Source organism: Bacillus sp. ISL-78, assembly GCF_018613455.1.
GTDB classification, from domain to species: Bacteria; Bacillota; Bacilli; order Bacillales; family DSM-1321; genus Peribacillus; species Peribacillus frigoritolerans.
Genome location: NZ_JAGGQC010000056.1, coordinates 1 through 8374 on the forward strand (window position 1 = coordinate 1; position 8374 = coordinate 8374).

Annotated in this window: 10 protein-coding genes; 4 read left to right on the forward strand and 6 right to left on the reverse strand. The window is 38.1% G+C overall.

Annotated features, from left to right (window positions below):
• Positions 1–202 precede the first annotated feature (202 nt).
• The 3 genes from J7I96_RS27615 to J7I96_RS27625 all read right to left on the reverse strand — a co-directional run bounded on the left by J7I96_RS27615 (position 203) and on the right by J7I96_RS27625 (position 2032).
• Positions 203–766 (reverse strand): GNAT family N-acetyltransferase, encoded by a 564-nt coding sequence (locus tag J7I96_RS27615; RefSeq protein ID WP_251029274.1) that lies wholly within the window; start codon positions 764–766, stop codon positions 203–205.
• 94 nt (positions 767–860) lie between these two features.
• Entirely contained in the window at positions 861–1406 is a 546-nt protein-coding gene (locus J7I96_RS27620; protein ID WP_214926126.1) for a hypothetical protein, read from the reverse strand.
• Positions 1407–1654: 248 nt separating this feature from the next.
• Positions 1655–2032 (reverse strand): winged helix-turn-helix transcriptional regulator, encoded by a 378-nt coding sequence (locus J7I96_RS27625; protein WP_214926124.1) that lies wholly within the window; start codon positions 2030–2032, stop codon positions 1655–1657.
• A 142-nt stretch (positions 2033–2174) separates the two neighbouring features.
• Here J7I96_RS27625 and J7I96_RS27630 point away from each other — a divergent pair, with 142 nt between their 5' ends.
• Positions 2175–2948, forward strand: coding sequence for an NAD(P)H-dependent oxidoreductase (locus J7I96_RS27630; RefSeq protein WP_214926121.1), 774 nt, complete (start codon positions 2175–2177; stop codon positions 2946–2948).
• Between the two features lie 390 nt (positions 2949–3338).
• Here the strand turns inward: J7I96_RS27630 and J7I96_RS27635 are convergent, their stop codons facing one another.
• The 3 genes from J7I96_RS27635 to J7I96_RS27645 all read right to left on the reverse strand — a co-directional run bounded on the left by J7I96_RS27635 (position 3339) and on the right by J7I96_RS27645 (position 5899).
• The gene (locus J7I96_RS27635) at positions 3339–4493 is read right to left on the reverse strand and encodes an MFS transporter (protein ID WP_214926117.1); all 1155 of its coding nucleotides are present in this window, start codon (positions 4491–4493) and stop codon (positions 3339–3341) included.
• A gap of 56 nt (positions 4494–4549) precedes the next feature.
• Entirely contained in the window at positions 4550–5143 is a 594-nt protein-coding gene (locus J7I96_RS27640; RefSeq protein ID WP_214772670.1) for a TetR/AcrR family transcriptional regulator, read from the reverse strand.
• Between the two features lie 309 nt (positions 5144–5452).
• The gene (locus J7I96_RS27645) at positions 5453–5899 is read right to left on the reverse strand and encodes an Lrp/AsnC family transcriptional regulator (RefSeq protein ID WP_214772668.1); all 447 of its coding nucleotides are present in this window, start codon (positions 5897–5899) and stop codon (positions 5453–5455) included.
• Positions 5900–6048: 149 nt separating this feature from the next.
• On the opposite strand from J7I96_RS27645, the gene J7I96_RS27650 reads away from it, so the two are divergent.
• From J7I96_RS27650 to J7I96_RS27660, 3 genes are all read left to right on the forward strand, one after another.
• Positions 6049–7086 carry an oxidoreductase gene (locus J7I96_RS27650; RefSeq protein ID WP_214772666.1) on the forward strand — a complete coding sequence of 346 codons (1038 nt, stop codon included), beginning with the start codon at positions 6049–6051 and terminating at the stop codon, positions 7084–7086.
• A gap of 191 nt (positions 7087–7277) precedes the next feature.
• Positions 7278–8000 (forward strand): integrase catalytic subunit, encoded by a 723-nt coding sequence (locus J7I96_RS27655; RefSeq protein WP_214926109.1) that lies wholly within the window; start codon positions 7278–7280, stop codon positions 7998–8000.
• Between the two features lie 31 nt (positions 8001–8031).
• On the forward strand, positions 8032–8241 hold the full coding sequence (locus J7I96_RS27660) for a hypothetical protein (protein WP_214926105.1): 210 nt from the start codon (positions 8032–8034) through the stop codon (positions 8239–8241).
• Positions 8242–8374 lie beyond the last annotated feature (133 nt).

Sequence of the window (8374 nt, forward strand, 5' to 3'; positions counted from 1 at the left end):
TAAATAACAACATAGTACATTTACCCCCATCAAAAAAATGAGAATATGGAGGGTTTATTTTAGCATGGCTTTTTTACTATTGTGTTTTCATACAAAAAATGAGAATATGGAGGGTTTATTTTAGCATGGCTTTTTTACTATTGTGTTTTCATACAAAAAGGTTGCCGCAGCAACCTCTCTTATTGAAGTAGAACCCGTTAGCTTAATAAAGGTAGCCTAAAAAATCTAGATCTCCTTCGCACCAATCACACTTACCAACTTCTTTAATCATTAATCCCTGAATTACTTCATAACCTATTCCCCTTGTAATTTGACTTTCATGGTCAATTTTTAACCATTTACATTTGTTCGTAACTGACCTGTATCCATTTTTCAGATACAACGTTTCGTTGTCAGCAAATAACAATAAAAAATCAATATTTCTATTGCAACAAAACTGTTCAATTTCTAAAAGTAACATCGAACCTATCCCTTGCGAGCGAGTGTTTTGGGTAACACATAAATCAATTAGACCAAGCACTCTTATAGGATTTCCGTTAAGATTCATCACTCTGTAATCTATTCCTACCTGTCCTACAAGTTGATTTTTTTCGTTAAAAGCTACAAATCTAAAATGGGGTAATTGTTTAAAATAAATTCTGTTTTTTGGATAGTCTTCTTGAAAACATTGGCTTAACAATTCTTGTATCTTTGAGGTTAAATCATTACCCATCTCATAATCAAATACCATATCTATCTTCATATTATCTTCTCCAATTATCATCATTAGAGTACCCCTGTCTTATTCAGCTAACGCACCCGTTAGTTTAAGTGTACTTATTCACAATAATAGCAACTACCTTTAGAAATGATATTTGTATTTATATTTTACCGATTATATTTCCAACATTATCTAAGAAGTCTATATTTATGTTAGAGAAGTTTTTTTGATTATTATTGTTCATCAATATCCAAATTCTAGTTTTATCATTGAGCATAACAATATCTGCTTCTATTCCATTAACTTTTATGGTCTTCGTTTCAGTAACTATATCTTTTGGTATGACACCGTGTAAAAGAATATCATCATTTAACTCATCAACAACACTTGAATATGAATAACCTCTATCTTCATCTTGAGAATAATATGTTTGTTTCCAACCAAATATCCCTTTTTCAAACTGTACTAATGAAACATTATTACCAACTTCAAATGGCACAAATGTATAATTACCAATTCGGTAAAATTCTTTATCGCCAATTTTATTTTGAGCAACTTCAGTCTTAAATTCGCCATTTATGAATTTTTCAAATGCTTCATCGACAGTTTTAGAACTTAGATTTACGTTTTCTATACTTGCAAATATTGCATATATAAAAATCATTGATATGAAAAAAATTGAGATTGTTTTTGTACGTTTCCCCAAATTACCTCTTCCCCCATTATTTTTTATTTTCACTCTTATATTTCTTGAATTAACTTATTGTTATTTTATCAGTTGTTCTTGTTAAACTGAACTGCCCCGTTAGTGCCATAAGAAAAGCGAACCTTATTAAACAATTGCGCCCGATTGTGGAAGTTCGTTGCTTAAACCTTACTTAAAATGTATGAGTATACAAAAAAGAGGCTGTCTAAAAGTCGAATTTTTGACTTTGAACTGCCTCTTTTTTATTTTTATAGCTCTTCGTTTTTCATCTTTCTAACATCATTAACTCTGTTTTTATGCTTCTCCCCCCAGTCCTTCATAAGTAAAATGATTGGTTCCAAGGTTCTTCCGAATTCAGTTAAAGAGTATTCTACTTTTGGAGGGACCTCTTTATAAACCTCACGGTGAATCACTCCATCTCGTTCCAACTCTCTTAACTGTAAAGTAAGCATACGTTGAGTAATACAAGGATGAAGTTTTCGAAATTCGTTAAACCTCTTTTTGCCGTCAATAAGATGATAAAGTATAATCCCTTTCCATTTTCCACCAATTACATCCAATGTTGTCTCCACTGGACATCCTTCAGAGTTGGAAGAATAATCAAATTCAATTTTTCGATTTCTCATGCTGTTCACTTCCAATAGTATATTTTTTGATACTATATATAATTAATGTGCGTACTTTCCATATTTTATTATACATTATAATATAAACTCATGCGACACATAATAAAGTGTAGTAAACAAAAACCAGATGGAGAGTGAAATCATGAAGAAGAATGTGATGATTGTTTATGCGCATCCCGAACCAACGTCGTTGACCCGTGAACTCGTTGAGGTGTCTGTGCAGACACTTCAGGAGCAAGAGCACGAAGTCACGTTGTCGGACCTGTACGGTATGCACTGGAAGGCAGTGTTCGATGAACGCGACTTCCCGGCCAGAGCTAATCCCGATCGACTGTCTTTCGTGACAGAGTCGGGGCACGCCTACTCGACTGGCCAACAGACAGCAGACGTTACATCCGAGCAGCAGAAGCTGCTTGCCGCCGACGCCGTGATATTCCATTTTCCGCTTTGGTGGTATAGCATGCCAGCCATCCTCAAGGGCTGGGTGGACCGGGTGTTCGCTTATGGGTTGGCTTATGGCTACAAGGGTGAAGGTAATCGCTATCGCTACGGCGATGGTGGCTTGAAAGGAAAGAGGGCAATGCTGTCAGTGACCGTTGGGGGGCCGGAGATAGACTATTCACCCCGAGGCATCAACGGGCCACTAGAGCAACTACTGTTCCCTATAACCCATGGTACTCTCTTCTTCTCCGGCATGGATGTGCTAACAACCCATGCGGTCTACGGAACTGGCCGCATCACAGCAGCCGAGGTAGATGCAGCGAAAGCAGCTTGGCGCTCACGTCTCGAGCATCTCTTTGAGGAAGAGCCCATCCCCTTCCGACGTCAAAATGGTTGGGACTATCCGGACCACCATGTACTCGCAGACCATGTCGCTGTTGGACAGACCGGATTGTTGGCTCACATTGCAGATTAGGGATAGGTCGATTCGGTAGTAAAGGAAGTCTGTTCAATCGAACAGACTTCTTTATATATCAGTCTAAAAATGGAACAAATTTGTATGCATAAACACCTGCTTTCGAGTTCACTCGAGAGTATATACTCTTAAATCGGCCGGCATGATGTTTTAAGGTCCTAAATAAAGCCCCGCCATGGGGACGTAAAGGGGACATAATTAAATTTTCAATGTACCCATAAAAACACTACATTATAAATTCTATATCAAATGCAGTATTCCTTGTTGAACTAACCTGCCCCGATAGTTGCATAAAGAAAAAGCTGCCTTAAAGACAGCTCCGATCTTCAGCTAACGCACCCTTTAGTTTAAGTACATTTATTCACAAACTTGAAGCATCAAACGAAATACTTATTGTCTTTTCGTTTCAGCAACCTGTAATTTAAAATAGGGCAGTAAGGATAGCAGGCCTAATGCGGCTAATATGGCGCCAATCCATAAAGGGGAGTGAAGGCCATACCCCCCACTGATGGCTACTCCTCCTAATGAGGAACCAATGACTACCCCAAGAGTAATAAAAGATGAGTGGACGGTGTTAATCATTGTCCCACTACCTGCGGTCTTCATCACTCGTGTAGCCATGGCTGGATTCAATGAAACCCCTGTCAAGCCAATCAATAGAATAGCAATAATGGCAATCCATTTGGTTTCGGCGCCAATTGCAAATAACATCATTGCCGTGAATAAAATCATGAGTCCCAAAAAAAGTATTCTCATTGTAAAACGATCGGCATAGCGTCCAATAAGAATATTTCCAATCACAGTAGCGCCGCCATATAGGGAAAGTAAAAGGGGGACGCTTGATTCGGAAAATCCAGATATGTCCGTAAATATGGGAGTGAAAAAACTAAAGCCAGCGAAAGTACCGCCGATGATAAGCGTACTAGTTACATAGGCAGCCCATAGATGGCGATTGCGAAATGGCTCCAACTCTTTCATAAACTGGATAGTGCCAGGTGCTGGATAGGAAGGCAATTTCCACAAAATGATAATGCCTGCTACAAATACTAGCAATGCAACCGCCCAAAAACTCATGCGCCAGCCCAATTCTTGGGAAATGAAGGTCGTTAAAGGCAACCCTAGAACCATGGAAATCATTAATCCTGCAAGAACCACTGATACGGCTCTTCCTCTTAATTCAGAGCCAACTAACGATGCAGAAAGCGAAATGGCAATACCAAAGGTTGCGGAAGATGCTGTCCCTGTAATAATACGAGCAACCATCATCACTTCGTAGTTCCAAGCAAGCGCGCCAAGTGTCTGACCAATAAAAAAGACAATTATAAGAACGAGCATCGCTTGTTTGCTACGGATTTTTAGCAATATAGCTGTTAAAACCGGTCCTCCTAGAACCATCGACGCTGCAAACGCAGTTATTAGAAAACCGATGCTGGATATGGATACACTAAACGCTTCTGCTAATTCAGGCATCATACCAGCCACCATAAACTCAGATGTTGTCATTGAAAAAATAGCAAAAGCCAATACATAAATAATTGTTGGCATATAATCACTCCTAATTTTGTAATGTCCGGTACAGAAATAAGGTAAAAAAAAGCACACTAAGTGCTAAAGATAGTCTCAATTATTCCAGTGGCTATTTGATTCGACAGGTCTCGATTTTTCATAGAAGTATTCAGCACACGCAGTCCGTAATAACTGCTCAAAAACAGGCTTGCCAGCTCCTCAGCTGAACTGCATTTAGAAATTTCCTTCGTTTGAAGGCCTTCTTCCATTACGCTAACGAGAGCTTCTCGGAGCTTTTCTACATGTTTAGTTACGAAACCTTCTACCATCGGGTCTTGTGGTCGTTCTAAACTCACATTAATCAACAAGCATCCGTTCTGATCAGTTTGTTCAAAATCCTCGGCCAGCGCCCACGCTAAAAGGCTGTGCAAACGTGACTTCACAGATATCGGTCCTTGTAACAAGGCTAATTGATCTCGAATTCCATTGGCTTGATAGCGCTCCAACACTTGTTTAAACAGATCATGCTTACTTCCAAACGTATTGTATAAACTGCCCTTGCCAAGACCAGTATCCTTGCACAGGTCTTGTGTGGAGCAGGCTTCATATCCTTTTTTCCAAAATGTCTTCATCGCTGCATCGATAATGTTGTCGTATTTAAATACTCTAGGCCTACCCCGTTTGCTCATGGGTGTCTCCTTTCCATAACACTATACTTTATATAAGTATAAATATATTGTACCGATTGGTCAATAAAAAAGTTGTGTACCAATTCATAAGAGAATAATTCATTTTGATCAATCTTTTTTCAAAATGGATTCTTTTTATTTATCGTAAAATATGGGTTTGCGAGGTATCACTGATTGCGGACTAGAAGACCAGAAAAAAATAATGCCGAATCTCAATGTATAATGTGGAAGCTTGCTTTTAGCATGCCACTACTAATGTGGCTTTGAAATAAGATTAGATAATTTATAATAAAGTTTGTTTATTTAGTATTAGGTTTGAACCCCCGCTATCTTTGGAAATATTGGTCTATTCTTCATTGGAGTCGATAAAACAACTAAAGTGGTTGAATCGCCATGTCTCCCTAAGTCATTAATTTTTTGTTCCAAAGCCTCTAAAGTTTCAGCAATAACTTTCACAAGAAAGTTATAATGACCACTAATGCGATGAATTTCTAATACATCCTCTACCGTCTCACAGTATGCTACAAAATCATTGCAATGCCTTGCTTGGAATAATAAAAAGGCTGAAATCGGTTTATTTACCTTACCTTGATCAATGATCGCTTGATAACCCTCGATAACTCCTTGCTCCTCTAGTCTTTTCACACGCTCCGTAATAGCTGGCTGAGATAAAGAAATTTCCTTCCCTATTTTCGTCATCGAAGATTTACCATCATACTGTAAGGCCATGATTATTTGATAATCAATTTCATCCATTTAACTCCCTCCTTATATGTTATAAGTAATTTACTCACATTATAAATACTTTATAAGTAAATCAATTAAATTACAAATAAAAATACATTCATGCATACTTCTGTTTTCGATAAATTTATTATTAGAACAAATAGAAAAGAGGGTTAATAATGGATTTAATAAAACCTATACAAGTCAACCAATGGACCTTGCAATCAAAAGTAGTTATGGCACCAATGACTAGAGGCTTTGCCGATCAAGAAACAGGTGTTATTCATCCAGATACGAATAAATATTATACTACACGTGCAAAAAATGGTGTAGGAATGATTATTACAGAAGGAATTGCCATTAGTCCCGAAGCAAGAGGGACGATAGGCATCCCTGGACTGTATACAGATGAACAAACGAATGCTTGGAAAGAAGTAACAGAGGGAGTACACAATGCTGGTGGTGTAATTATTGCACAACTATGGCATGTTGGACGTTTAAGTCATTCCTACTTTACGGGTGGTACTCAACCATTAGCACCTTCTTCAATTCAAGCAAATGGACTAACACATAAAATTCGCATGCCTTATGAAATGCCAAAAGCAATGACACAAGAAGATATCCAAAAAGTAATTTGCGACTTTGCATATGCGGCAAAAAATGCAAGGAAAGCTGGTTTTGATGGTGTTGAAATTCATGCTGCACATGGTTACTTAATTGACCAATTCCAAAATTCTTGGACCAATTTTAGAAAAGACGAATATGGAAAAAATAAATATTTATTTTTAGAGCAAATTTTAAAAGCAGTTGGAAACGAGATTGGAATAGAAAAATTAATTGTTCGTTTTTCTGAACATAAAGATGATTCTCCCTTATATGTATGGGAACAACCAGAGGAGGAAATAAAACAAATAATAGACGTGTTTAACAGAACTGGAATACAAATTATACATCCATCAGCCCAAGAGTACACAAAATTATTAACCAACCACTCACTAACACTTCATACTTTAGTTCGAGATTTTTGGGATAAAGCTATCATCGGTGTTGGAGCATTAACGCCTGAAATTGCTGAAGATGCAGTTATCAGAGGGGAAATACAATTAGCAGCTTTTGGTCGACCACTATTAGCGAATCCTGACTTTGTTCAACGACTAATAGAATCCAGAAACATTATTAAATATAATGCAAATACGCATTTAGAGTGTTTAGTTTAAAGTAGTGTTCTGTTATCTAAGATTTGCTTTCCGAAATAATCAATCTTTTTTATAAAACCAAACTTAAATCTGATGGAATAGAACCCATTTTGATCAATATTACGTCAAAATGGGTTCTTATTATTTATTGTAAAATGTGAGTTTGGGAGGTTCTTTGTTTTAAAACTACAACTAAACAAGGAGTTTTTTTTATGATTAATTATCGGAAGATTCTGGAGTATCACTTCGATAATGTCAGTCAGAGAACCATCAGTTCGAGTATCGGACACTCCAGAAACACCGTCTCTGAAGTGATTAAACGAGCAAGAGAACGCGGTCTTCATAGCTTAAGTGAAATTGAGACGAATGCTTGGCTTGAGGAATTGTTGTTTCCGGAAAAGCTAGCAGTTGAAAAGGGCTACTACCCTATCGATTGGGAAAAAGTTCATAAGGAATTGCAAAAGAAGAATGTGACGTTGGCTTTACTTCATCATGAGTACGCAACTGAAGCTCGTGAGGGTGGGAAAATCCCTTTTGCTTACCGGACGTTTACCGAAAAATACGGTAATTATGCAAAAAAGTATAAGACTACCATGCCGATCCATCGAAAGCCAGGTGAAATCCTGGAGGTGGACTGGGCAGGATCTACACTTCAATTAACAGACCGATCAACAGGCGAACTGATTCCGGTATACCTTTTCATTGCGACTTTGCCTTATAGCCAATTCAGTTATGTAGAAGGCTTTCTGGATATGAAATCCACCAACTGGCTAATGGCCCATATCCATGCATTAGAATACTTTGGAGGTGTGCCTGAGACAATCGTTCCGGACAATTTAAAAACGGGAGTTACAAAGCCCCTTCGGGGCGAGCCTATCCTCAATGAAGCTTACAGGGAGCTGGGCAGACCACTATCGAACAATTATCGTTCCTAGCCGGGTTCGCAAACCCAAGGATAAGGCCAGTGTGGAGGGGACCGTTGGGTATATTTCCCGTCAAATCATTGCGCCTCTTCGAAATTATCAGTGCTTTCATCTCGAAGATCTCAATGAACGGATTTTTGAAAAGTTGGATGAAATCAATTGCGCAGACTTCCAGAAACGTCCTGGATCACGTAAAAAAGTATTTGAGGAAGAAGAGAAATCCTCCCTTCAGCATCTTCCTCAAACACATTAGGGTTCCTCCTAAGGTTTTGAGTTAGAGTGGTTTCTTACTCATATCTTACTGAGGAGCCCTATTTTTTTCAAAACTGAAAAATAACGAACTACAGGAATGCTAACCTGCCCCGTTAGTTCCATAAGAAACTCCT